This window comes from Burkholderia sp. BCC0397 (assembly GCF_902832865.1).
In the GTDB taxonomy this organism is placed as follows: domain Bacteria; phylum Pseudomonadota; class Gammaproteobacteria; order Burkholderiales; family Burkholderiaceae; genus Burkholderia.
The window spans coordinates 169,630-194,211 of record NZ_CADFDL010000010.1 but is presented as its reverse complement, the minus strand read 5'-3'; the positions used below and the strand labels follow the sequence as shown (position 1 = coordinate 194,211).

Genomic DNA, 24,582 nt, shown 5'->3' with positions numbered 1-24,582 from the left:
TTTGCGTCTCCGTGCTGGTCGTTGGCAGCCAGAGCCATGCGACGGAATTCAATTCGTCGTTCCTCGACATCGACGGAACGGGCAACGTCGACCTGTCGCAGTTCTCGCAGCCGGACTTCACGTTGCCCGGCGAGTACATGCTCGACGTGCAGGTCAACGACCTGTACCTCGGACTGCAGCCGATCGAATTCGTGGCCGTCGATGCGACGGGCGCGGGCAAGCCGTGCCTGCGACCGGCGCTCGTCGCGCGGTTCGGCCTGAAGCCGTCGCTGGTCAAGGACCTGCCGCGCTTCCAGGGCGGCAGTTGCGTCGACCTGGCTGCGATCGAAGGGGCGACCGTGCGCTACCTGAAAAGCGACGGGCGGCTCAAGATCACGATTCCGCAGGCCGCGCTCGAATTCACCGATTCGACTTACCTGCCGCCGGACCACTGGTCCGAAGGGATTCCCGGCGCGATGCTCGACTATCGCGTGATCGCGAACACGAACCGCAACTTCGGTGCGGGCGGCGGGCAGACGAACTCGATCCAGGCCTACGGGACGGTTGGCGCGAACTGGGATGCGTGGCGTTTTCGCGGCGACTACCAGGCGCAATCGAACGTGGGTAACACGGCGTACGCGGACCGCACGTTCCGCTTCAGCCGGCTTTATGCCTTTCGCGCGCTGCCGTCGATCCAGTCGACGGTGACGTTCGGCGACGACTACCTGACCTCCGACATTTTCGACACGTTCGCGCTGACGGGTGCGTCGATCCGCAGCGATGACCGCATGCTGCCGCCGTCGCTGCGCGGCTATGCGCCGCTGATCTCGGGCGTCGCGCGCACCAACGCGACCGTGACCGTGTCGCAGGCCGGCCGCGTGCTGTACGTGACGCGCGTGTCGCCGGGCGCGTTCGCGCTGCAGAACATCAACACGAGCGTGCAGGGCACGCTCGACGTCGCGGTCGAGGAAGAGGACGGCAGCGTGCAGCGCTTCCAGGTGACGACGGCCGCCGTGCCGTTCCTCGCGCGCACCGGCCAGTTACGCTACAAGGCCGCGGTCGGCAAGCCGCGCCTGTTCGGCGGCGCCGGCATCACGCCGTTCTTCGGTTTCGGCGAAATTGCGTACGGCCTGCCGTTCGACATCACCGCCTATGGCGGCTTCATCGCCGCGTCGGGCTACACGTCGGTCGCACTCGGCGTCGGCCGCGATTTCGGCGCCTTCGGCGCGGTGTCGGCCGACGTCACGCACGCGCGCGCGCGCCTGTGGTGGAGCGGCGCGACACGCAACGGCAACTCGTATCGCATCAATTATTCGAAGCACTTCGACGGGCTCGATGCCGACGTGCGCTTCTTCGGCTATCGCTTCTCCGAGCGCGAGTACACCAACTTCGCGCAATTCTCCGGCGATCCGACGTCATACGGCCTCGCCAACAGCAAGCAGCGCTATTCGGCGACGATGTCGAAGCGCTTCGGCGACACGTCGACCTATTTCTCGTACGACCAGACGACCTACTGGGCGCGTGCGTCCGAGCAGCGGGTCGGCCTGACGCTCACGCGTGCGTTCTCGATCGGCACGCTGCGCAACCTGAACGTCAGCGTGTCGGCCTTCCGCACGCAAAGCGCGGGCGCGAGCGGCAACCAGTTCTCGGTGACCGCGACGCTGCCGATCGGCGGCCGCCACACCGTCACGTCGAACCTGACGACGGGCAGCGGCAGCACGAGCGTGAACGCGGGCTACATCTACGACGATTCGGCCGGTCGCACGTACCAGATCAACGCGGGCGAGACCGACGGCCGCGCGTCGGCGAACGCGAGCTTCCGCCAGCGCACGTCGACGTACCAGCTGAACGCGCAGGCGTCGACGCTCGCCAATGCGTATGCGGCCGCGTCGCTCGAAGTCGACGGCTCGTTCGTCGCGACGCAGTACGGCGTGTCCGCGCACGCGAACGGCAATGCGGGCGACACGCGCTTGCTGGTCTCGACCGACGGCGTGCCCGACGTGCCGCTGTCCGGCACGCTCACGCATACCGATTCGCGCGGCTACGCGGTGCTCGACGGCATCTCGCCGTACAACGTGTACGACGCGACCGTCAACGTCGAGAAGCTGCCGCTCGAAGTGCAGGTGACGAACCCGATCCAGCGCATGGTGCTGACCGATGGCGCGATCGGCTTCGTGAAGTTCTCCGCCGCGCGCGGCAGCAACCTGTACCTGACGCTGACCGACGCGGCCGGCAAGCCGCTGCCGTTCGGCGCGTCGGTGCAGGACGCGGCGAACGGCAAGGAACTCGGCATCGTCGGCGAGGGCGGTGCCGCGTTCCTGACCCAGGTTCAGCCGAAATCCGCGCTGGCGGTGCGGGCGGGCGAACGCACGCTGTGCACGATCGACGCACTGCCGAACCAGCTTCAACTCGAAGGCACGCCGATTCCGGTGACGTGCCGGACACCCGGCGAGTCGCATGCGGCGGCCGCGCGGGTCGAACGATGATTTCCATGGATCCAGCGATGAAGAACGTTTTCTCCCTTCCTTTCCCGCGGCGCGCGCTGTGCGTGTTCGCGACCGTCGGCGCGATGCTGGCAGGCGCCGCGCATGCGGCGATCGTGCCCGATCGCACGCGCGTGATCTTCAACGAAGGCGAGCAGGCCGCGATCGTGACGATCACCAACAAGAGCACGACGTATCCGTATCTCGTGCAGTCCTGGCTCGAGGACGAGAAGGGCAACAAGACCACGTCGCCGCTGATGGTCGTGCCGCCGCTGCAACGCATCGAGGCGAACGAGCGCAACGTGCTGCGGATCGCGAAGCTGCCGGGCACTGAGTTGCCGGCCGATCGCGAAACGGTGTTCTACCTGAACATCCGCGAAGTGCCGCCGAAGACTGATACGCCGAACACGCTGCAGATCGCGCTGCATACGCAGATGAAGCTGTTCTACCGGCCGAAGGCCGTGCAGCCCGCGCGCGACGAGGACTGGACGCTGCCGATGACGCTGCGGGTGGATGCGGCCGCGCACAAGCTGGTGTTCGACAACCCGACGCCGTACCACGTGACGGTGGTCGGCGTGAGCGCGGGCGCGCAGAAAGCGCCGGTGCCGATCGACCCGGTGATGGTGAGCCCGATGAGCACGGCCGACGTGCCGTTCAAGGCCGCGACGCCGGCGACGCTGTTCGTCACGCATATCGACGATTACGGCGGCCAGGTGGCGGTCGAGTATGCGTGCGAGGCCGGTGCTTGCAAGAGTGTGAAGAAATGAGGGGGGCGGGACGACAACGGGTGTCGCCGGCGGCGGCGTGGCTGAGGTGGGTCGTGCTCGCGGTGCTGGTCGCGGCGGTGCAGCCGGCGTGGGCGCTGCGCTGCCTGGCGGACGGCGGCGCGGATTCACTCACCGAGTCGATCGGCGGTGTCGCATCGTATCCGACGGATGCGCCGGACGGATACGTGATCTGGGTATCGCCGCCACGCACGACGACGGGGTACTGCTACAAGGACTACGGCGGGGCCGCACTGAACTTTGCCGAACTGGTTTACTTCTACGCGAACCCGAGATCGCAGGATCCTGCCGCCTGGGGGCTCGAGATCGGCATTCGCTATGGTGGCCGGGACTATTTCGGCCTGGGCAGCGGGCCGGGCGCGCGCGTGGAAACCACCACCACCGTTGGCACGTGTTCGCAATGGAACTTCGACCGAGGGCTCTGCCCGAAGGTGCCGCTCAGCATCACCTATCAGGTGGTGGTGCGCAAGAAGGGCCAATGGATACAGCCGCCGAACGATATCTATGCGGTCTTTCAGTTCGACGGCAGGGGCGGCCTCAACGCGGCTCGATCGAGTTTCCAGTACCGGTTGAGCGGGTTGTCGCGTCTGAAGCCGACACCCTGCCTCGTCGACGTGCTGGTGACGCCCGAGCCCGGCATCGTCAATTTCGGTCAGGTGCAGACCACCGGCAACGGCTTCCTGCCTGCCGTGCCGCGCCGGCGGTTCTCGCTGTCGCTGTCGAAGAAATGCAGCATCCCGATTCGCGTCGACGGCTATTTCGAGGCGACCAAGGGCACCGTGCAGAACGGTTTGCTGGTGCCGGCGAAGGACAGCAACTTCGGGATCGGCCTCGAGGACAGCCAGGGCAAGGCAATCGACTTCAACAAGCAGTTCACGCTCACGCAGTTTGCGGCCAACGTTGCGAATCAGACCGTGATGCTCGATGCGGTGCTCAAGTCGTTCGGACCACCGAAGATCGGGCCGTTCGACGCGGCCGCAACGATCCGGATTTTCCTGTATTGAGCATTGTGCTGCATGAGCGGCGCGCGCCGCGCAACGTGCTGCCCGCAAGGGATTTTCATTGATGTACTGACGGAGGAGAAGGAGATGCATCCGAGACGCAGTGTCGTCGCGGCCGTGCTGGCCGTGTCGGCAATGAGCGCAGTTCATGCGCAGACGGTATCGGCCGGCGGTTATTCGCTGACGGTGATCGGCGACCTGGGCGGGCCGCGCGACGTGCGGTACGACGGCAATGCCGTCAGCGCGGACGGCAAGACGATCATCGGTTCCTACTGGAGCGAAGCGCAGCCCGGTAGCTCGATGGCCTTCTCGTGGTCGGCCGCGACGGGCTGGCAGCGGTTAGCCGCGCCGGCGAACGCCTATGACTCGCAGGCACAGACGGTGTCGGCCGATGGACAGGTGATCGGCGGCTCGATCAGCGCGCGCCTGGCGGACAGCAGCAACCTCGATCGATGGGCGGTGCGATGGCCCGGCGACGGTCGCACACAGAAACTCGTTCCGGATACGGCGGGCCGGGGCGCATGGGTCGACGTTGCGAACCTCGCCGGCACGAGGATGACGGGCAGCTTTACGACGACAGGCGGCCGGAATGCACGGTTCATGTGGGACCAGCCGAGGGGTTTCCGCGAGTTGCCGCCGGGCGGCGACTATCTCGTGCACTTGCTTGCGATGACCTCGTCCGGGAATGCGGCAACCGGGTTCGCCGGCAATGTCGACGGCGTGTATGGCTCGCGTGCGCTCCTGTGGACAGAACGATTCGGCGAGCGACTGTTGCCGACGATCAACGCGGGCGTGGCCAGAATGGATCTGGCCCAAGGCGTGACCGAAGACGAGCGGACGATCGCCGGCTCGCTCGGCACCCTGGTGGTCACGCCGGATGGACAACAACGGGTCGACTCGGAGGCCGTGCTGTGGACGAACGGTGGCGACAGCATCCAGCGGCTCGGTTTTCTCGACGGCGACGACAGCAGCTACGCGTTGTCTATCAGTATGGACGGGCAGGTTGTCATCGGTGGCTCGAGCAACGGGCAGACCGGTGTCGAGCGCGTCTTCGTGTGGACGCCGCAAAGCGGCATGCGCAGCCTCGTTGCGTTGCTCGAAGGGGCCGGCCTGTCGGTCGGCACGCTGAACCTGGCCAACGTGATCGGCGTGAGCCCCGACGGGCAGACCATCACGGGGCAGGGCTATCGCGACGGCGATCCCGACTATAGGCCGCAGTTCTGGCAAGTGCACATCGATGCGGCAATACTACGCGCGTTGCGGCCGGCGAGCCCGGGGGCCGACGCGTTGCGGGTGCGGGCGGCGCAGCCGAAGGCGACGGCGGTGTCACGTATGCTGGTGGCGCAGCCGAAGGCAGCGATGCAGCGAAGCGTCTGCCGCATGCCTGTCATCCCGGCACGGCTCGCGTCGTGCCGGCTGCTGTTGCCGGCCGCGCGCTAGCGAGCATGGTCGCATGCAGGTGAAGCGGTGAAACAAGGCGCCGGGTTTGCGGCGCCTTGTTTCATCGCGAACGCCGGACGAACCCACGTCCCATCCGCACGGACAACGATTCCGCCAATTGTTCAGACAAATCCTGACAACCCAAAGGGTCATCTCGTAATCGGATTGAGAATGATTTGCGTTTACGTTAAATTTCGTTATCTCGGAATTTGACGGAGCAGATCGATGGCCATGGCGGAAGTGCTCGACCGACCGGCGGCGACAGCGGCAAACCCGTTCCTCGGCAGTTATCCGGACCTGCCGCCGCGCGCCGCGCCGCGGGCGCGCCGGGTGTCCGAGCCCCGTGCGCAGGGCGCGTTGCTCGACGTGCTGATCTCGCATCGCGCGATGCTCGTCAACGTCGCGCGCGGCTTCGTCGGTTGCGCGAGCCGCGCGGAGGACGTCGTGCACGACGTGTTCGTGAAGCTCGTCGAATTCCCGAACCAGGACGCGGTGCGCCAGCCGGTCGCGTACGTGACGCGGATGGTGCGCAACGCATCGATCGACGCGTGCCGCCGGCAAAGCCTGGAAAACGTCTATCACACCGAAGAGGACGACGGCTTCGACGTGCCGTCGCCCGAGCCGACGCCGGAAGCCGCGCTGATGACGCGCGACACGCTGCGGCGCGTGTGCGCCGCGCTCGACGACCTGCCGGCGCGCAGCCGGGCGGCATTCGAGATGGTGCGGCTGCGCGAGGAGACGCTGCAGACCGCGGCGCGCGCGCTGAACGTGTCGCAGACGCTCGTGCATTTCATGGTGCGCGACGCGGAGCGCCACTGTGCGGAATGCCTCGACGCGTGCCATCGCGGCGTCGCATGCCCGGTGTTCCTGGGCGGCCGCGCACGGCGGCGGTAAAAAAACGCGCCGGCCAACCGTCTATCAGACAGGAGCGGCGGAATCCGCCGCTTCGCCTCCTTCAACCGCCCAGCGATTTCCGATCATGACGCAAGCCCCGACGCCCTCCGCCGACACCGACGATCTCGTCTATACGGTCGTCATCAACGACGAAGAACAGTATTCGATCTGGCCGACGTTCCGGCCCGTGCCGGCCGGCTGGCGCGAAGTCGGCGTGAGCGGCCCGAAGGCCGACTGTCTCGCGCACATCGAGACCGTCTGGACCGACATGCGCCCCGCGAGCCTGCGCCGCGCGATGGACGGCGAACGCGCGACGCGCGCGTCGTGACCTGCTGCGCCGCGGGTGCGGCGCGCCACCTGAAGAGGACGTTGCATGACCTTGCTTTCGTTGCCGACGCTCGACGACCTGCGTATCGAGCCGGGGCTGCCCACCGTCGTGTCGCCGCGCGGCAACGACGGGATGTCGATCGACGACGTCGCGCCGCTAGCGCGCGAGATCGCGGCCGACACGCTCGAACGGGCGGGCGGCGTGCTGTTCACGGGTTTTCGCGTGCCGTCGATCGACACGTTCCAGCAATTCGCGGCATCGTTCGGCGATCCGCTGATCGGCTATGAATACGCGTCGACGCCGCGCAGCCAGGTCGAAGGCGCGGTGTACACGTCGACCGAATACCCGCCGCACCGCGCGATTCCGCTGCACAACGAGCAGTCGTACACGCGCGAATGGCCGCTGCGGATCTGGTTCCACTGCGCGCTCGCCGCGCCGAAGGGCGGCGCGACGCCGATCGCGGACAGCCGCGCGGTGTACCGCGCACTCGATCCGGCGCTCGTCGCGCGCTTCGAGAAGCGCGAGCTGCTGTACGTACGCAATTTCGGGCAGGGGCTCGATTTGCCGTGGCAGCAGTCGTTCGGCACCGACGAGCCGGCCGAGGTCGAGCGGATGTGTGCGGCGCGCGGCATCGACTGCGCATGGCGCACCGACGATGACGGCGAACTGCTGCTGCGCACGCGCGAACGCTGCCAGGCCGTCGCGCGCCATCCGCGCACGGGTGAGCGCGTATGGTTCAACCAGGCGAACCTGTTTCACCTGTCGGCGCTCGACGACGACATGCAGGAAGCGCTCGTCGACGCGGTCGGGCTCGAGAACGTGCCGCGCAACGTGTATTACGGCGACGGCGAGCCGCTCGAGGCCGACGCGCTCGCCCAGATCCGCGGCGTGCTCGACCAGCAGCGCATCGTGTTCCCGTGGCGCACCGGCGACGTGCTGATGCTCGACAACATGCTGACCGCGCATGCACGCGACCCGTTCGAGGGGCCGCGTAAGGTCGTCGTCGCGATGGCGCAGAGTTACACGGTCCCGCGCGACCGAACGGAGGATTGATGACGCGTAGTACCGCCGCGCTTGCCGCGCGCGGGCTGTCGGTGGGATATCGCGACCATGTCGTGATCGACGGGCTGGACCTGTCGATCGCGGCCGGCCGCGTCACCGCGCTGTGCGGACCGAACGGCTGCGGCAAGAGCACGCTGCTGCGCACGCTGGCGGGCCTGCAGCCCGCGCGTGCCGGCCATGTCGACGTGAACGGCAAGCCGCTCGCGTCGTTTCGTCGTCGCGCGCTCGCGCGCGAGCTGACGATGCTCGCGCAGTTCAACCAGATTCCGTCGGGCCTCACGGTGCGCGAGCTCGTCGCGTACGGGCGCTATGCGTACGGCGGCTTCCTGCGCGGCCTGTCGCGGGTCGATCATGCGGCGATCGACGAGGCGCTCGACACGAGCGGCCTCGCGGGCGACGCCGAGCGCGACGTCGGCGCGCTGTCGGGCGGCGAACGCCAGCGTGCGTGGATCGCGATGGCGCTCGCGCAGCAGGCGCCGATCGTGCTGCTCGACGAACCGACGACCTATCTCGACATTCATCACCAGCTCGACATCCTCGATGCGCTGCGTGCGCTGAACCGCGCGCGCGGGCTGACGATCGTGTGGGTGCTGCACGACCTGAACCAGGCGGCCGCATACAGCGACGAGATCGTGCTGATGCGCGCGGGCCGCCTCGTCGCGCAGGGCACGCCCGACGCGATGCTCGATCCGGCGCGGCTGCGTGCCGCGTTCGGCGTCGAGATGCTGAAGCTCGCGCATCCGCAGACGGGCGCGCCGATGTGCGTGCCGGCCTACGGGCCATCGACCGACGGCGCGCCGCAGGCGGCCGGCGTTTTCGCCCGGGATCTCGCCGTATGACGACGTTCGCGATGCGCAAGCGCCTCGCGGCGACCGGCAAAGGGGCGACGACGGGGCGGGCCGGCGCGATCGCATTCGGCCTCGTCGCGCTGATCGCGCTCCTTGCGGCGCTGCGGATCGCCCCAGATCTGCGCGTGTGGTGGGGCGCGGCGCCCGGCAGCGATGCCGCGTCGCTCGCGCACGTATTCCTGTTCGACCTCAATCTGCCGCGCGTCGCGGCCGCGCTCGTCGCGGGCGGCTGCCTCGGCATCGCCGGCGCGCTGTTCCAGTCGCTCACGCGCAATCCGCTCGCGTCGCCCGACCTGCTCGGCGTGACGGGCGGCGCCCAGCTCGGCCTGCTCGCGGCGATGCTCGTGCCGGCGCTGGCAGGCGTCGCGTCGGTGCCGCTGCTGTTCGTGTGCGGGCTCGCTGCCGCCGCGTGCGCGATCGTCGCGGCGGGCGGCTGGCGCGCGACGCCGTTGCGGCTCGTGCTCGCGGGCAGCGTGTGCATGCTGCTGTTCGCCGCGCTGTCGACGCTCGTGCTCGCGTTCTTCGAGCAGAACATCGCGGGCGCCGCGCTGTGGACCAACGGCAGCCTCTATCAACCCGGCGCGACCGGCCTCGCGCTCGCCGCGCGCTGGCTCGTCGTGCCGCTGGTCGCGCTACCGTTCGTGATCCGGCCGCTGAATCCGCTCACGCTCGGCGACGACGCGGCGGCCGCGGCCGGCGTGCGCGTCGATGCGACGCGGCTCGCCGCGACGATCGTCGCGGTTGCGTTCACGAGCGTGGCCGTCAGTATCGCGGGCCCGCTGTCGTACGTCGGCCTCGTCGCGCCGAACCTGCTGCGCCAGGTGCGCGGTGCGCGCGCGGCGCGGCTCGGCGTGCTGGTGCCGCTGTCGGCGCTCGCCGGCGGCGCGCTCGTGCTCGTCACCGACAGCGCGGTGCTCGCGTCGGGCCTCGACGCGACGCTGTCGACCGGCGTCGCGATCGCGCTGGTCGGCACGCCGCTGATGCTCGCGATGATCCGGCACGGCGCCGCGTGGTCGGGCGTGCTGCATGCGGATGCCGACCGCGCGTCGGGCGGCGGCGCGACGCGGCTCGTCGGCTGGCTCGAACGGCTCGGCTGGCCGCTGCGCACCGCGCTGTTCGTCGTGACGGGCGTGCTGGTGGTCCTGGTCGGCGTGTCGGCCGGCCCCGAGTGGCTGTCGCCCGCGCGCTGGTCGGCCGCGCTGTCCGGTCACGATGCGCTCGCGCGCATGCTGATCGACCTGCGCATGCCGCGCCTGCTGTGCGCGCTGCTCGCCGGCGCGTTGCTTGCGGTCAGCGGCGTCGCGATGCAGAGCGTCGTGCGCAATCCGCTCGCGGGCCCCGAAGTGCTGGGCGTCACGCAGGGCGCCGGGCTCGTCACGCTGTTCGCGTTGTCGACGTGGCCGCTGATGGGCCACGTGACGCTTGCCGCCGCCGCGCTGATCGGCGGCGGGCTGTCGCTCGCGATCACGCTCGCGCTGAATCACCGGCACCGCTACGCGCCGCTCGCGGTCGCGCTGACCGGCATCGTGATCGGCGCGTTGTGGACCACGCTCGCGCAATGGCTGATCACGCAGGAAAGCGTGCAGCCCGCGCGCTTCGTCGTGTGGCTCGTCGGCGGCACGTATGGCCGCAGCTGGGGCGAGGTGTCGATGCTGCTGCCGTGGTGCGTGCTCGCGGTGCCGGTGTTCGCGTGGCTCGCGAAACCGCTCGACATGCTCGCGCTCGGCGACGACCAGGCGGCCGCGCTCGGCCTGCCGGTCGCCGCGCTGCGGCCGCTCGCGCTGACGATCGCGACGCTCGCCGCATGCGCGGCCGTCGCGGCGGTCGGGCCGGTCGGCTTCATCGGGCTGATGGCGCCGCACGTCGCGACGATGCTCGGCGCGCGCCGGCATCGCACGCGGCTGTGGCTCGCGGCGGCGTGCGGCGCGCTGATCCTCGGCGTCGCGGATCTCGCGGCGCGCACCGTCGTCGCGCCGCGCGAAGTGCCGGCCGGCGTGCTGACCGCGCTGATCGGCGCGCCGTACCTGCTCGGGCTGCTGATTCTCGAGGGGCGCCGCGCCCGGCGCGCGGGGCGATGACGCCGGCGCTCGACGGCGCGCGCGCCGTGCGCTTTTCGGCGTTCGCGCCGCAACCGTTCGCCGAACATCTCGACGTCGTGTGGCTCGGCATGCCCGACGATGCGCATGCGCCGGGCCGCATCGTCGTGCCCGTCAGCGCGTTGCCCGAGCACCGCGACGCCGTGCTCGGCGCGATGGTCGACCGTTACGGCGGCGATCCGGCGCAGCATGCGCGTGCGCTGATGTCGCAATGGAGCAAATACTATTTCGGCCGCGCGGCGCCGGCCGGCGTCGTCGCCGCGCTGACGCTCGGCCGGCCGCTCGACATGACGCCCGAGCGCACGTTCGTCGCGCTCGACGACGGGATGCCGGCCGCGCTGTATTTCGCCAGCGATGCGCTCGGCGCGCCGTGCGACGATCCTGAGCCGCGCTATGCGGGGCTCGTCGCGCATCTCGGCGCGGTGATCGACCTGCTCGCGGCGATGGGCCGCGTCACGCCGCGCGTGCTGTGGAGCAACGCGGGCAATCTGCTCGACTATCTGCTCGATACCTGTCGTTCGTTGCCGTGCGCGGCCGATCCCGTCGGCGACGCGAACTGGCTGTTCGGGTCGACTTGCGTGCACGGCGAGCCGAATCCGCTGCGCGTGCCGGTGCGTGATGCCGTGCCGCGCTCGCCGTTGCTGCCGACGCCGTTTCGCGCGCGCCGCGTGTGCTGCCTGCGCTACGAAATTCCTGGAGAAACGCAACTGTGTGGAAGCTGCCCCCTGCTACTGACGATGGACGACGCGGCGCTGGCCGAGCAGGACGCGATCCGGTGACGCACGCCGGCCGCCGACACGCGCTCGGTGCACTCGCGGCTGCACTCGGCGCCGCATGTTGCGGCGCATTTTCCGCATCGGCGGCCGCCGTTTCCGTGGCCGGGGGCGCCGGCGGTACGCCAGGCGCCGTGTCGCTGGCCGGCAATCCCGTCGTGTCGCAGGCCAGCGCGAAGATGCCCGTGCGGCCGCAGCGCGTGGTCGCGCTCGACTTCATGTTCGCGGAAAGCGTGATCGCGCTCGACATCGTGCCGGTCGGGATGGCCGATACGGCGTTCTATCCGGGCTGGCTCGGCTACCGGAGCGAGCAGCTCGCGCACGTGACCGACATCGGCTCGCGGCAGGAGCCGGGGCTCGAGGCGATCGCGGCGGTCAAGCCGGACCTGATCATCGGTGTCGGTTTCCGGCATGCGCCGATCTTCGACGCGCTCGACCGGATCGCGCCGACGATCCTGTTCCAGTTCAGCCCGAACGTGTCGGCAGGCGGCGTGCCGGTCACGCAACTCGACTGGATGCGGCAGATCTTCCGGACGATCGGCGCGGTGACGGGGCGCGACGCGCGCGCGCAGGCGGTCGAAGCGCAACTCGACGCCGGCATCGCGCGCAATGCGGCGCGGCTCGCGGCCGCGGGCCGCCACGGCGAGCGCGTCGCGCTGCTGCAGGATCTCGGCTTGCCCGATCGTTACTGGGCCTATACGGGCAACAGCACGTCCGCGGGCCTCGCGCGGGCGCTCGGACTCGATCCGTGGCCGAAGAAGCCGACGCGGGAGGGCACGCTGTACGTGACGTCGGCCGATCTGCTGCGGCAGCGCGACCTTGCCGTGCTGTTCGTGACCGCGTCGGGGATGGACGTGCCGTTGTCGGCGAAACTCGATTCGCCGGTGTGGCGTTTCGTGCCCGCGCTGAAGGCGCACCGGATCGCGCTGATCGAGCGCAACATCTGGGGGTTCGGCGGCCCGATGTCGGCGCTGAAGCTGGCCGACGTGATGACCGACACGATGCTGAAGCTGCCGGCCGTGCGCTGAGCGGCGAACGATGCCGCGTTGACGGGCAGGGCGTTGTGATCGGCCTGACGACGAGCGGCTTCCGCCTTTCCTTTTCGCCACTCGCCAGTCCAATTCCCTGCTGAAACGACAATCGCCGACATACTGCCATTGCAGCGTGTCGGCGATTTTTTCCATCGACTGTCGTCGTGTTACGCGCTCAGCGCATCGACGCCATCCTGCGCACGCTGGCGCGCCGGTTGCGTGTCGCTGACGATGCGCCCGTTGTCGAGTTTCAGCAGACGGTCGGCGAGATCGAAGTAGCGGTCGTCGTGCGTGATCACGATCACGGCCTTGCCGCGCGCGCGCAGCTCGGGCAGCAGTTGCTCGTAGAACACGGCCTTGAACGACGGATCCTGGTCGGCCGCCCATTCGTCGAACAGGTAGAACGGACGATCCTCCAGGTACGCGACGACGAGCGCGAGCCGCTTGCGCTGCCCGGTCGACAGCGCGCGCGTCGAGAACGCGCCGTCGACCACCTTCACCTTGTGGTCGAGCGCGAGTTTCGCGACGAGCGCGTTCGCCCGCGCATCGGCCTGCGCACGGGACGGATCGTCGGGGTCGACGATGCCGAGCAGCGCATCGAACAGGTGGAAATCGTTGAACACCGCGCTGAAGCGCTGCCGGTAGGCCGCGCGCTCGCGCCAGCCGATCGTGCGGCCGTCGACCTCGATCGTGCCTTGCTCCGGCTCGTAGAGCCCCGTCAGCACCTTTGCGAGCGTCGTCTTGCCGCTGCCGTTGCCGCCGACGATGAACACGAGCTCGCCCGGCTTGATCGTCAGGTCGATCGGCCCGATGCTGAACATCCGTTCGTCGCGTTCGTGGAAATACGCATGCGTGACGCCGCGCAGCGTAACGGCGCCGGCCGGCGGCACGTCGGGCGCATCGGCTGCGGGCGGCACCGTGCGCAGCGCGCCGAATTCGGCCATCACGCCTTCGATCCGCGTGAGCGACACGCGCGCCGCGTTGACGGTCGGCAGGTTGTTCAGCAGGCCGTCGAGCGGCACGAGCATGAACAGGAACACGACGACGTAGCCGGCGGCCGTGGCCGGGTCGGCATGCACGCCGAGCTGCGGCCAGAACGACGCGACGCCGAGGAACACGTAGAACAGGAAGATGATCCAGCCGACCCCGACCGCATACGCGCTGAACGCGCGACGGCGGTGATCGCGCACCTCGCCGATCGCGGCGCCGAGCTGGCCGTCGACGAACTGGCGGGCGCGCGCATCGTGCAGCTTCAGCTCCTTCGCGCCGGAGAACAGCGAGCCGAGATAGCCGAACAGGCGGTCCTGCGCCTGCCCGGCGGCTTCGAGCGCCGCGATCGCGCGGCGGTCGCCGGTGTGATAGCCGAGCGAGCCGGCGATGATCGCGGCCAGCGCCAGCAGGCACACGGGCCAGGACAGCCACGCCAGATAGCCGAGGCAGCCGAACACGATCGAGCCGTGCATGACCAGGTTCGGCAGCGCGAAGAACAGCATCGACACGTTGGTCGCGTCGTCGGTCAGCACCGACTGCACGGGCGCGGCGCCGATCCGTTCGATGTCGCGCAGCTCGGCTGCGCCGACGCGCCGCGCCAGATGCACGCGCAGCCGTGCCATCGTGTCCTGCGACAGGCGGGCAAACAGCGTGCCGGACACGATCCGCGTGACGAGCGCGATCACCGCGCACAGCGCGAAGCGCCACGCGAGCGCTGCGTCGGCGGCGCCCGGTTGCGACAGCGCGCGGTTCAGCGTCGCGACGAGCAGCACGCTCGCGACACCGTTCAGCACGCACGCGGTGAGCGCCAGCGTGAGCGACACGCGGCTTTCGCGCAGCAGCGCAAGGATCAGGCGCGCCGCGGGGCGGCCGGGGGAAGCGTCGAGGGACGGCGGGGAAGAGGGCTCGTGGGCGGCTGTCATCGGCAACGTCGGTAAAGGGAAGGCAGGCAATAACGCGAAAAACGGCGAATCTGACGCGAAAGCGGCGGGCGGGGCGAACCCCGTTGCGGCTTTCCTCCCTGATAGACGAACGGGCCGCGCAAATATTTAGCCCCATCGTCAAAAAAACCGGTCGCGCGCGCTTTGCGTGCAAAACGGTAAAAAATCGGCCGCGTCGTTCGTCACACCAGTGAAGCCGCCCCAAGCGGCCCCGAGACTTGGCCGAAGCGGCCGGACCGAAGGACTTCATGCACATGACGAGTTTCCCGACTGCGCTGCATCACCGAATCCGCGAACTGGCGCGCATCGCGCCCGACGCACCCGCCATCGCGGTGCCTTTTCAGAACGACCTGCGGCTGTCGCGCGGTGCGCTCGACGCACGTGCATCGCAACTCGCCCGGCAACTGCGTGCGGCCGGCGTCGGCGCCGAAGTGCGGGTCGGCGTGTGCGTCGAGCGTTCGTGCGAACTGTTCGTCGCGCTGCTCGCCGTGCTCAAGGCGGGCGGCGTGTTCGTGCCGCTCGATCCGCGCCATCCGGCCGCGCGCCTCGACTGGATCGCGCAGGACGCGCAACTGCGGCACGGCATCGTCGACGCTGCCGGCCGCGCGGCGCTCGGCACGCCGTTCGAACACGCGTTCGACGCGACGGCCGAAGCATCGGGCGTCGGGCTGGACGGCGCGTTCGATGACGACACTGTGACCGTGCACCCGCGTTCGGCCGCGTACATGATCTATACGTCGGGCTCGACCGGCACGCCGAAGGCGGTGGTCGTCGAGCATGGGCCGCTCGCCGCGCATTGCGACGCACTCGCGGCCGCGCTGCCGATCGAGGCCGGCGACCGTCTGCTGCATTTCGCGTCGGTCAATTTCGACGCCGCGCACGAATGCTGGCTCGCGCCGCTCGCGGTCGGCGCCGGCATCGTCGTCGCGCCGCCGCAGCCATTCGCACCGGACGCCGCGCATGCGCTGATGGTGCGCGAAGCGGTCAATGTCGCGGCATTTCCACCTGCGTACCTGCGCGAATTCGCGGCCGTCGCCGCGCGCGACGGCGTGCCGCCGGCATTGCGCGTGCTTGCGTTCGGCGGCGAAGCGCTGCCGCAGCAGGCGTTCGAATTCGTGCGCCACACGTTCCCGGCAGTCCGCCTGATCAACGGTTACGGGCCGACCGAGGCCGTGATCTCGCCGATGCTGTGGCCGGTCGAGTCGGGCGAGACGCCGGTGCTGGCCGCGGACGACGCGTATGCGTCATTGCCGATCGGCCGCGTGATCGGTCCGCGTGTCGCACGCATCGACGGCGCCGAAGCCGATGGCGTGGGCGAGCTGCTGCTCGGCGGCGTCTGCGTCGCACGCGGTTACCACGGTCGCCCGGCGCTCACGGCCGAACGTTTCATTCCCGATGCGGACGGCGAACCCGGCGCACGCGTCTATCGCACCGGCGATCTTGCACGCCTGCGCGACGACGGCGCATACGATTATCTGGGCCGCCTCGACGATCAGGTCCAGGTGCGCGGCGTGCGCGTGGAGCCGGCGGAAATCGCCGCATGCCTGCGCTCGCATCCGGCCGTGGCCGACGCGGCCGTGATTGCCGAAACCGCCAACGGGCCGACGCGGCTGATCGCATGCGTCGCGCTGCGCGCGGCGGCCGACGACGCCACATTGAAGGCGCACGTGGCCGCGCAATTGCCGGCCGCCTGGCAGCCGCACCGGTTCGTGCGTGGCGATGCGCTGCCTTATACGCTGAACGGCAAGCTCGACCGTGCCGCGCTGCGCGAGCGGATTGCCGCCGCGCGCGACACGACGCAAGCGGCGGGCGACGCGCCGAGCACGCCGACCGAACAGCAGATCGCGGGCCTTTGGCAGACGCTGCTGGGCCTCGACGTCACGCCGTCGCGCGACGATCGTTTCTTCGCGCTGGGCGCCGATTCGCTCGCCGCGATGCAGTTGCAGGCCGCGATCCGTGCCGCCGTGCGCGTGAACCTGCGGCTCGACACGCTGTTCGCCAATCCGGCGCTCGCCGAACTGGCCGAAACGGTCGATCGCGCGGAACGCGAGACCGGCGAACCGCTGGTCACGATTGCCGCGCGCCGCGCACCGGCCGATGCGGCCGCGTCGGGTGCGCCGTACATCGATCGCGCGGCATCGCTCGCGCAGCAACGCTTCTGGGTGCTCGCGCAAACGCGCGACGCAAGCGCCGCGTATCACATCGCCGCGCACTGGACGATCGACGGCGTGCTCGACCGCGACGCGCTGCAGCGCGCGCTCGATCACGTGATCGGTCGCCACGAAGCATGGCGTACGACGCTCGTCGACAACGACGATGGCATCGTGATGCAGCGGATTCATGCGCATCTGCCGGTGTCGATCGGCGCTGTCGACCTGCGCGACCAGCCGCCGGCTGCCCGCGATGCGCAAGCTGCGCGTCTCGCCGAGCGCGACGCGGCCGAGCCGTTCGACCTCGCGCGCGGCCCGCTGCTGCGCGCGACGCTAATTGTGCTCGCCGACGATCGTCACCGCCTGCTGCTGACCGCGCATCACGCGATCACCGACGGCTGGAGCTCGCGCTGCGCGTTCGACGAACTGTCGGCTGCGTACCGCGCATATGCCGAAGGCCGCGAACCGTCGCTGCCCCAATTGCCGATCCAGTACGCCGACTACGCGGACTGGCAGCGCGACATGCTGGCCGGCGGCGAGGGCGAGCGCCAGCTCGACTACTGGCGCGGCGCGTTGCGCGACGTGCCGGGCCCGCTCGCGCTGCCGGTCGACCGCCAGCCGGGCGCAGTACGCACGCTGCACGGCGCGCGCGTATCGGTGCGCCTGCCCGATGCGGTCGCGGCCGACGTGCGGCAACTCGCACGCGACGCACAGGCGACCGTCTTCACGGTGCTGCTGGCCGCGCTCGACGCATGGCTGTCGCGCCTGACCGGCGAAATGGATGTCGTCGTCGCGGTGCCGGTCGCGCATCGCCAGCGCCCCGAAACGCGTGCGTTGCTGGGCCTTTTCCTGAATACGGTCGCGCTGCGCGTCCGCGTGGCGCCGACGCTGCCGTTCCGTGCGCTCGTCGATGCGGCGCGTACCGCGGCGCTCGACGCGGTCGCGCACCAGGACGTGCCGTTCGAGCGCGTCGTCGACGCGGTGAAGCCGCCCGTCAAGCGCGGCGACGAATGGCTGCGCGTGAAGTTCGCGCAGCAGTTCGACGCACGGCACGACAGCGTGCTGCCGGGCGCCACGGCGGTCGCGACGCCGGGGCCCGATCTCGCCGCGCGCTTCGACTTCGCGCTGGATTTCACCGACGACGCGAACGGGATCGAACTGGTCGCGGCCTATGCGACCGACTGCATCGATGCCGATACCGCGCGTGCATGGCTCGACAGCTATGCGGCGCTCGTCGGCGCGGCCGCGCACGATCCGCAGCACACGACGGCCGCGCTGCCGTGCGATGCGTCGGCTGCGTCGCGCCAGCCGCGCGACGGCCGCGCGCTGCGCGTCGAACATGCCGACATCGTCGCGGCCTTCGCACGGCAGGCGGCCGCGTATCCGCATCGCGTCGCGCTTGCCGACGTATCGGCATCGCTGACGTTCGCCGAGCTCGACGACGCATCGAACCGCATCGCGCGGGCGCTGGCGCAACGCGGCGTGGCCGCCGAAGCGGCCGTCGTCGTCTGCATCGAGCGTTCGGCGCGTTTCGTCGTCGGCCTGCTCGGCGCGCTGAAAGCCGGCGCGCTGGCCGTGCTGCTCGACCCCGCGCAGCCGGCCGCGCGCCTCGCCGCGGCGGCTGCCGACTGCGGCGCGCGCTGGGCGCTCGTCGCGGAGCCGGCCGCGTGGCCGGCCGGCATCGACGCGCAGCCGCTCGACGTCGACGCGCTCGCGCAGGACGCGACGCTCGCCCATGCGGCCGGCGTGCGCGTCGTGCCGCACCCGGAACAGGGCGCGTACCTGATCTACACGTCGGGCTCGACCGGCACGCCGAAGGGCGTCGTCGTCTCGCACGGCGCGCTGGCCGACTACGTGCAGGGGATGCTCGACGAACTCGCGTTCGCGCCGGATGCGTCGTTCGCGATGGTATCGACCGTCGCGGCCGACCTGGGCCACACGACGCTGTTCGGCGCGTTGTGTGCAGGCCGTACGCTGCACCTGCTGCCGGCCGCGTGCGCATTCGATCCGGACCTGTTCGCCGACGAAATGCGCCGCCGTGAAGTGGGCGTGCTGAAGATCGTGCCGAGCCATCTGCAGGCGCTGCTCGACGCGCGTGTGCCGGCCGACGTGCTGCCGCGCCACGCGCTCGTGACGGGCGGCGAGACGCTCACGTGGGCGCTCGTCGCGCGCCTCGCCGCGCTCGCGCCGGCCTGCCGCGTGATCAACCATTACGGGCCGACCGAAGCGACGGTCGGCGCGATCGCGTGCGACACGGCGTCGATTGCCGCCGACGCGCGCGATCCTGCGAGCGGCGTGCCGCTCGGCCTGCCGCTGCCGAATGCGCGCGCGCTGGTGCTCGACGCGTTCGGCGCATGCGTGCCGGCCGGCGCGACGGGCGAGCTGTATCTCGGCGGGCCGGGCGTCGCGCGCGGCTATCTCGGGCGTCCGGCACAAACGGCGGAGCGCTTCGTACCCGATCCATTCACGCCGGGCGCACGGCTGTATCGCACCGGCGACCGCGTGCGGTTGCGTACGGACGGCCGCCTCGCATTCCTCGGCCGCATCGACGATCAGGTGAAGATTCGCGGCTACCGCGTCGAGCCGGGCGAGGTGAGCGCGGCCGTGCGCGCGGCCGGCCCGATCGCGCAGGCCGAAACGCTCGCGATCGAACACGATGGCCGCCTGCGGCTCGCGACGTTCGTCGTGATGCGCGACGGCGTGGCGTTCGACGAAGCCGCCGTGCGCGCGGCACTCGCCGCGACGCTGCCCGACTACATGGTGCCCGCGCAGTTCGTCGCACTCGCGCGCCTGCCGGTGACGGCGAACGGCAAGATCGATCGCGCGGCATTGCGCGAACGGGCGGCCGTACCGGTCGCGGTCGCGTCAGGCGATGCGCCGCAGGGCGCAGTCGAGACGGTGCTCGCCGACGTCTGGCAGGCAGTGCTGAAGGCGCCGAAGGTCGGCCGCGACGACAATTTCTTCGAACTCGGCGGTGATTCGATCCTCGTGCTGCAGGTGATCGCCCGTGCGCGCAAGCGCGGCGTGCGCTTCACGCCGAAGCAACTGTTCGACGGGCCGACGGTCGCCGAACTCGCACGCATCGCGAAAACGGACGACACGGCCGTTGCCACGCAGCAGCCTGCGAGCACGGTCGGAACGGCAAATGCAACACCGACTGCCATGCCGGTCCTGACGCCCGCGCAACAGCGCTTCTTCGCGCTCGATATCCCGCACCGCGGCCACTGGAACCAGTCGGTGTCGTTCGATGTGCGCGGCACGTTCGACGCGGACGCATTCGCACACGCATTCGATGCATTGCTGACCCATCACGACGCATTCCGCCAGCGCTTCGCGCGCGGCGCGGACGGCACGTGGCACGCGAGCGATGCGGCGAAGCCGTATGAAGCGCTGCCGTTCGTCGAAGTCGCCGCCCGCGACGAAGCCGACGCGCTGGCACGCTTCGACGCGCTGCAACGCCGTCTCGACCTCGGGAGCGGGCCGCTCGCCTGCGCGTGCGCGGCACGGCTGCCGGACGGGTCGACGCGACTTTATCTCGCGATTCACCATGCGATCGTCGACGGCGTGTCATGGCGAATCCTGCTCGACGACCTGGACACCGCCTACCGCGCCGCATGCGAGCGCACGCCGGTTCGTCTGTCGCCACCGGGCCTGCGCGCGGACGCATGGGCCGCACGGCTCGCCCGCGCGGCAACGGAGCCGGCGTCGCGGTTCTCGGGCGAAGCCGCTTATTGGGCCGGCATGGCGCAGGGCGACGACATCGTGCCCGATCATCCCGACGCAGTGGCGACGAACGCTGATGCGGCCGTCGTCGTGCAGACGATCGACGCGGCATTGACCCGCGCCGCGCTGACCGACGCGCACGCGGCCTATCGCACACAGACGATCGAGCTGCTCGGCGCGGCGCTCGCACTGGCGCTGGCCGGCGCGCGCGGTGCCGCATCGTGCCGGGTCGAACTGGAAGGACACGGCCGCGAAGCGCTGTTCGACGACGCGGATGCCAGCCGCACGATCGGCTGGCTGACGAGCCATTACCCGGTGACGCTGCCGGTCGAAGCGACGGCCCGCGACACGCTGTGCGCGGTCAAGGATGCGCTGCGCGCGGTGCCGCACAAGGGGCTCGGCTTCGGCGTGCTCGCGCACCATGGCGATACGGCCACGCGCGCGGCGCTGGCCGCCGTGCCGCGCCCGCGCGTCACGTTCAACTATCTCGGCCAGTTCGACGCGCCGCGCGATGCGACGCTCGTTCCGCGTTTCGGCGGCACCGGTGTCGAGCGCGATCCGCAGGGCCCGCTCGGCAATACGCTCGCGATCCATGCGTACCTCGACGCGGACGGCGACGGCGCGCGCACGCTGAAGGTTCACTGGGTCTACGGTGCGCCGCAATTCGAACGCGCGACGATCGACGCGTTCGCCGAACGCTTCGCGGCCGCGCTGCGCGAACTCGTCGACGCATGCGCATCGCGCATCGCGCATCGCGGCGCCGGCGCGACGCCGGGCGATTTCCCGCTCGCGCAGGCCGCCGGTCTCACGCAGGCCGCGATCGAACGCGCGCCGCTCGACTGGCGCGCGATCGACGACGTGTATCCGCTGTCGCCGATGCAGCAGGGCATCCTGTTCCATGCGCTGTTCGCGCCCGGCCACGCGAGCTACGTGAACCAGCTCGTCGCGACCGCAACGGCGCTCGACGCCGACCGGCTCGCGGCCGCGTTCGACGCGTCGGTCGCACGTCACGACATCCTGCGCACGAGCGTGATGCCGGACGAAGCCGCGCCGCTGCAGTGCGTGCATCGTCACGCGCAAATGCCGGTCGAGCAGCTCGACTGGCGCACGCGCGGCGACACGCTCGACGCCGATTTCGACGCGTGGCTCGCGGCCGACCGCACGCGCGGCTTCGACTGGCGCGAGCCGCCGCTGATGCGGCTCACGCTGATCCGCGTGACGGACGATGCATGGCGCGTCGTATGGACGCGTCACCACGTGCTGCTCGACGGCTGGAGCACCGCGCGCCTGCTCGCCGACGTGCTGCGCGACTACCGCGACCCGGACGCCGTGTCGCCGTTCGCGAGCCGCCCGGCGCTGCGCTACCGCGACTTCATCGCGTGGCTCGGCACGCGCGACCGCGACGCCGACGAGCGCTTCTGGACCGACCGCCTGGCGCGTCTCGACGCGCCGACGCTGATCGCGGAACGCACGGCCGACCGCGCGGATGCCGAGATGGTCACGTGGCGCGCGACGCTCGGTGCCGACACGACGGCGCGCGTCGCGCAGGCCGCCCGTGCGCTGAAACTGACCGTCAACACGCTGGTGCAGGGCGCCTGGGCGCTCGCGCTGCAGCGGATGACGCACCAGCCGGCCGTCGCGTTCGGCGCGACGGTCGCGGGCCGTCCCGATGCGCTCGCGGACGTCGACTCGGTACTGGGTCTTTTCATCAACACGCTGCCGGTCATCACCGCGCCGGCGCCGCAGCAACGTGCGGCCGACTGGCTGCAAACGCTGCAACGCGAGAACGCGGCCGCCGCCGAACACGCGCACACGCCGCTCGCCGATATCCAGCGCTGGGCGCGCGGGTCGGGCGGCGCACTGTTCGATACGCTGGTCGTGTTCGAGAACTATCCGGTGGACGACACGGCGCGTGACGCCGATCCGCGCGCGCTGGCGTTGAGCGGCGTACGCAGCATCGAAGCGACCGATTTCGCGCTGACGCTCGTGATCGAAAGCGGCGCCGAACTGACGATCGACTACGGCTACGACACCGCACGCGTCGACGCGCGTCAGGTCGAGACCTGGCATCGCGCGTTCGCTTGCGCACTCGATGCACTGGCCCGTACGCCGGACGCGTTGCTCGGCACGCTGTCGATCGCCGACGATGCGACCCGCGAGGCGCTGGTGCGCGCACAGGACACTGCACATATCTGGCCGACCGAACAACGACAGCCGCTGCACCTGCAATTCGCCGATGCGGCACGGGCGACGCCCGACGCGATCGCCCTGGAATATGCGGACGCTCATGGCCGCGTGCAGCGCACGACCTATCGCGAACTCGACGCCGCTACGTCGCGGATCGCCGCCGCGCTGCGCCGGCGCGGCGTGCAGCCCGATACGCCGGTCGCGCTGTGCGTCGAGCGTTCGTTCGACATGGTGATGGCACTCGTCGGCGTGCTGAAGGCCGGCGCCGCGTACCTGCCGGTCGATCCCGACTATCCGGCCGAGCGCATTGCGTACCTGCTGCGCGACGCGCGGCCGGCCGTCGCGATCACGCAGGCCCATCTGCGCGAGCAGGTCGAGGCTGCGCTGGGCGAGGGCGCCGATACGCAACTGCTGACGGTCGCGGACCTGTTGGCCGACGAAGCGGACGATGTCGACGATGAAACCGCCGCGATCGACGACGCGCAGCTCGCGTACCTGATCTACACGTCCGGCTCGACCGGCAAGCCGAAGGGCGCCGGCAACACGCACGGCGCGCTCGCGAACCGGATCGCATGGATGCAGCACGCGTACCGGCTGACGCGCGACGACGTCGTGCTGCACAAGACGCCGTTCGGTTTCGACGTGTCGGTGTGGGAATTCGTGTGGCCGCTCGCGATCGGCGCGAAGCTCGCGATTGCCGCGCCGGGCGACCACCGCGATCCGGCGCGCCTGGCCGCCGCGATCCACGCGCACGGCGTGACGGTGCTGCATTTCGTGCCGTCGATGCTCGCCGCGTTCGCCGCGCATCTCGACGATTTCTCGGCCGCCGCGCAATGCGACAGCGTGCGCCTGATCGTCGCGAGCGGGGAGGCGCTGGCGCCCGAACTCGTCGCGAAGATGGCGCGGCTCTTGCCGAACGCGACGCTCGTGAACCTGTACGGGCCGACCGAAGCCGCGATCGACGTGTCGCACTGGACCTGCGGCCCCGACGACGCGCACGCGGTCGCGGTGCCGATCGGCCATCCGATCGCGAACCTGCAACTGCATGTGCTCGATGCCGCGTGGCAGCCGGTGCCGGCCGGCGCGACCGGCGAACTATATCTCGCGGGCGCGGGCCTCGCGCGCGGCTATCTCGGCCGTCCGGCGCTGACCGCCGAGCGTTTTGTGCCCGATCCGTTCGTGCCGGGCGCCCGCATGTACCGCACCGGCGACCTCGCACGCCGGCGCGCGGACGGCGCGCTCGATTACCTCGGCCGGGTCGACACGCAGGTGAAGCTGCGCGGCCAGCGGATCGAGCCGGGCGAGATCGAGGCGCTGCTGCGCGCGGCGCCGGGCGTCAACGATGCGGTCGTGATCGTGCGCGACGAGCAACTGGTCGGCTATGTCGCCCGCGGCGACGCAGGCCCGCTCGACCGTGCGGCGCTGCTCGACGCACTGCGCGCGCAACTGCCGGCGTACATGGTGCCGTCGCAGCTGATCGAGCTCGATGCATTGCCCGTCACGCCGAACGGCAAGTGCGACCGCCATGCGCTGCCCGCGCCGGTGCGTGAAGCGACCGAAACCGTCGAACTCGCGACCGATACCGAGCGCGCGCTCGCCGACATCTGGCAGCGCGTGCTGCACGTGGACGCGATTGGCCGCGACGGCGATTTCTTCCTGCTCGGCGGCCACTCGCTGCTCGCGACGCAGGCCCACGCGCAGGCGAACCTGCACTGGGGGCTCGCGCTGCCGCTGCGCACGCTGTTCGACACGCGCACGCTGGCGCGCTGCGCGGAAGCGATCGACGCGGCCTGCGCGGCACGCGGCGCGACCGATGCGGCGAGCGCGATCGACGCGCTGCTCGGCGAACTGGAAACCCAATAAGGACGACG

General features: G+C 70.2%; 13 protein-coding genes. 12 read left to right on the top strand and 1 reads right to left on the bottom strand.

Annotated elements, in window-relative coordinates; all coding sequences use genetic code 11:
* The first annotated feature begins 11 nt into the window (after nt 1-11).
* The 11 genes from HWX03_RS26795 (at nt 12) to HWX03_RS26745 (ending at nt 12,717) form a co-directional block, all read left to right on the top strand.
* Entirely contained in the window at nt 12-2,465 is a 2,454-nt protein-coding gene (locus HWX03_RS26795) for a fimbria/pilus outer membrane usher protein (protein WP_175873313.1), read from the top strand.
* Between the two features lie 17 nt (nt 2,466-2,482).
* Nucleotides 2,483-3,229, top strand: coding sequence for a molecular chaperone (locus HWX03_RS26790; protein WP_175873312.1), 747 nt, complete (start codon nt 2,483-2,485; stop codon nt 3,227-3,229).
* Nucleotides 3,226-4,251: a fimbrial protein gene (locus tag HWX03_RS26785; protein ID WP_175873311.1), complete on the top strand. Its 1,026-nt coding sequence runs from the start codon at nt 3,226-3,228 to the stop codon at nt 4,249-4,251. Before HWX03_RS26790 ends, HWX03_RS26785 begins: the two co-directional genes overlap by 4 nt.
* A gap of 12 nt (nt 4,252-4,263) precedes the next feature.
* Nucleotides 4,264-5,688 carry a calcium-binding protein gene (locus HWX03_RS26780; protein ID WP_244132793.1) on the top strand — a complete coding sequence of 475 codons (1,425 nt, stop codon included), beginning with the start codon at nt 4,264-4,266 and terminating at the stop codon, nt 5,686-5,688.
* Nucleotides 5,689-5,913: 225 nt separating this feature from the next.
* The gene (locus HWX03_RS26775; RefSeq protein WP_175873310.1) at nt 5,914-6,582 is read left to right on the top strand and encodes an RNA polymerase factor sigma-70; all 669 of its coding nucleotides are present in this window, start codon (nt 5,914-5,916) and stop codon (nt 6,580-6,582) included.
* An 85-nt stretch (nt 6,583-6,667) separates the two neighbouring features.
* Nucleotides 6,668-6,910, top strand: coding sequence for an MbtH family NRPS accessory protein (locus HWX03_RS26770; RefSeq protein WP_006476052.1), 243 nt, complete (start codon nt 6,668-6,670; stop codon nt 6,908-6,910).
* 45 nt (nt 6,911-6,955) lie between these two features.
* A complete protein-coding gene (locus HWX03_RS26765; protein WP_175873309.1) occupies nt 6,956-7,963 on the top strand; it encodes a TauD/TfdA family dioxygenase in 1,008 nt (335 codons plus the stop codon).
* Nucleotides 7,963-8,811, top strand: coding sequence for an ABC transporter ATP-binding protein (locus HWX03_RS26760; protein WP_175873308.1), 849 nt, complete (start codon nt 7,963-7,965; stop codon nt 8,809-8,811). The genes HWX03_RS26765 and HWX03_RS26760 overlap by 1 nt, the downstream gene beginning before the upstream one ends.
* Nucleotides 8,808-10,898 carry a Fe(3+)-hydroxamate ABC transporter permease FhuB gene (gene fhuB / locus HWX03_RS26755; protein WP_175873307.1) on the top strand — a complete coding sequence of 697 codons (2,091 nt, stop codon included), beginning with the start codon at nt 8,808-8,810 and terminating at the stop codon, nt 10,896-10,898. Before HWX03_RS26760 ends, fhuB begins: the two co-directional genes overlap by 4 nt.
* Complete coding sequence (gene fhuF / locus HWX03_RS26750) at nt 10,895-11,695, top strand: siderophore-iron reductase FhuF (RefSeq protein WP_175873306.1); 801 nt, start codon at nt 10,895-10,897, stop codon at nt 11,693-11,695. The genes fhuB and fhuF overlap by 4 nt, the downstream gene beginning before the upstream one ends.
* Nucleotides 11,692-12,717 (top strand): iron-siderophore ABC transporter substrate-binding protein, encoded by a 1,026-nt coding sequence (locus tag HWX03_RS26745; protein ID WP_175873305.1) that lies wholly within the window; start codon nt 11,692-11,694, stop codon nt 12,715-12,717. The genes fhuF and HWX03_RS26745 overlap by 4 nt, the downstream gene beginning before the upstream one ends.
* Before the next feature lie 170 nt (nt 12,718-12,887).
* On the opposite strand, the gene HWX03_RS26740 is transcribed toward HWX03_RS26745, so the two are convergent.
* Entirely contained in the window at nt 12,888-14,633 is a 1,746-nt protein-coding gene (locus HWX03_RS26740) for a cyclic peptide export ABC transporter (RefSeq protein WP_175873304.1), read from the bottom strand.
* A 272-nt stretch (nt 14,634-14,905) separates the two neighbouring features.
* Between HWX03_RS26740 and HWX03_RS26735 the strand changes: the two genes are divergently transcribed.
* The gene (locus tag HWX03_RS26735) at nt 14,906-24,574 is read left to right on the top strand and encodes a non-ribosomal peptide synthetase (protein ID WP_175873303.1); all 9,669 of its coding nucleotides are present in this window, start codon (nt 14,906-14,908) and stop codon (nt 24,572-24,574) included.
* The last annotated feature ends 8 nt before the right edge of the window (nt 24,575-24,582 follow it).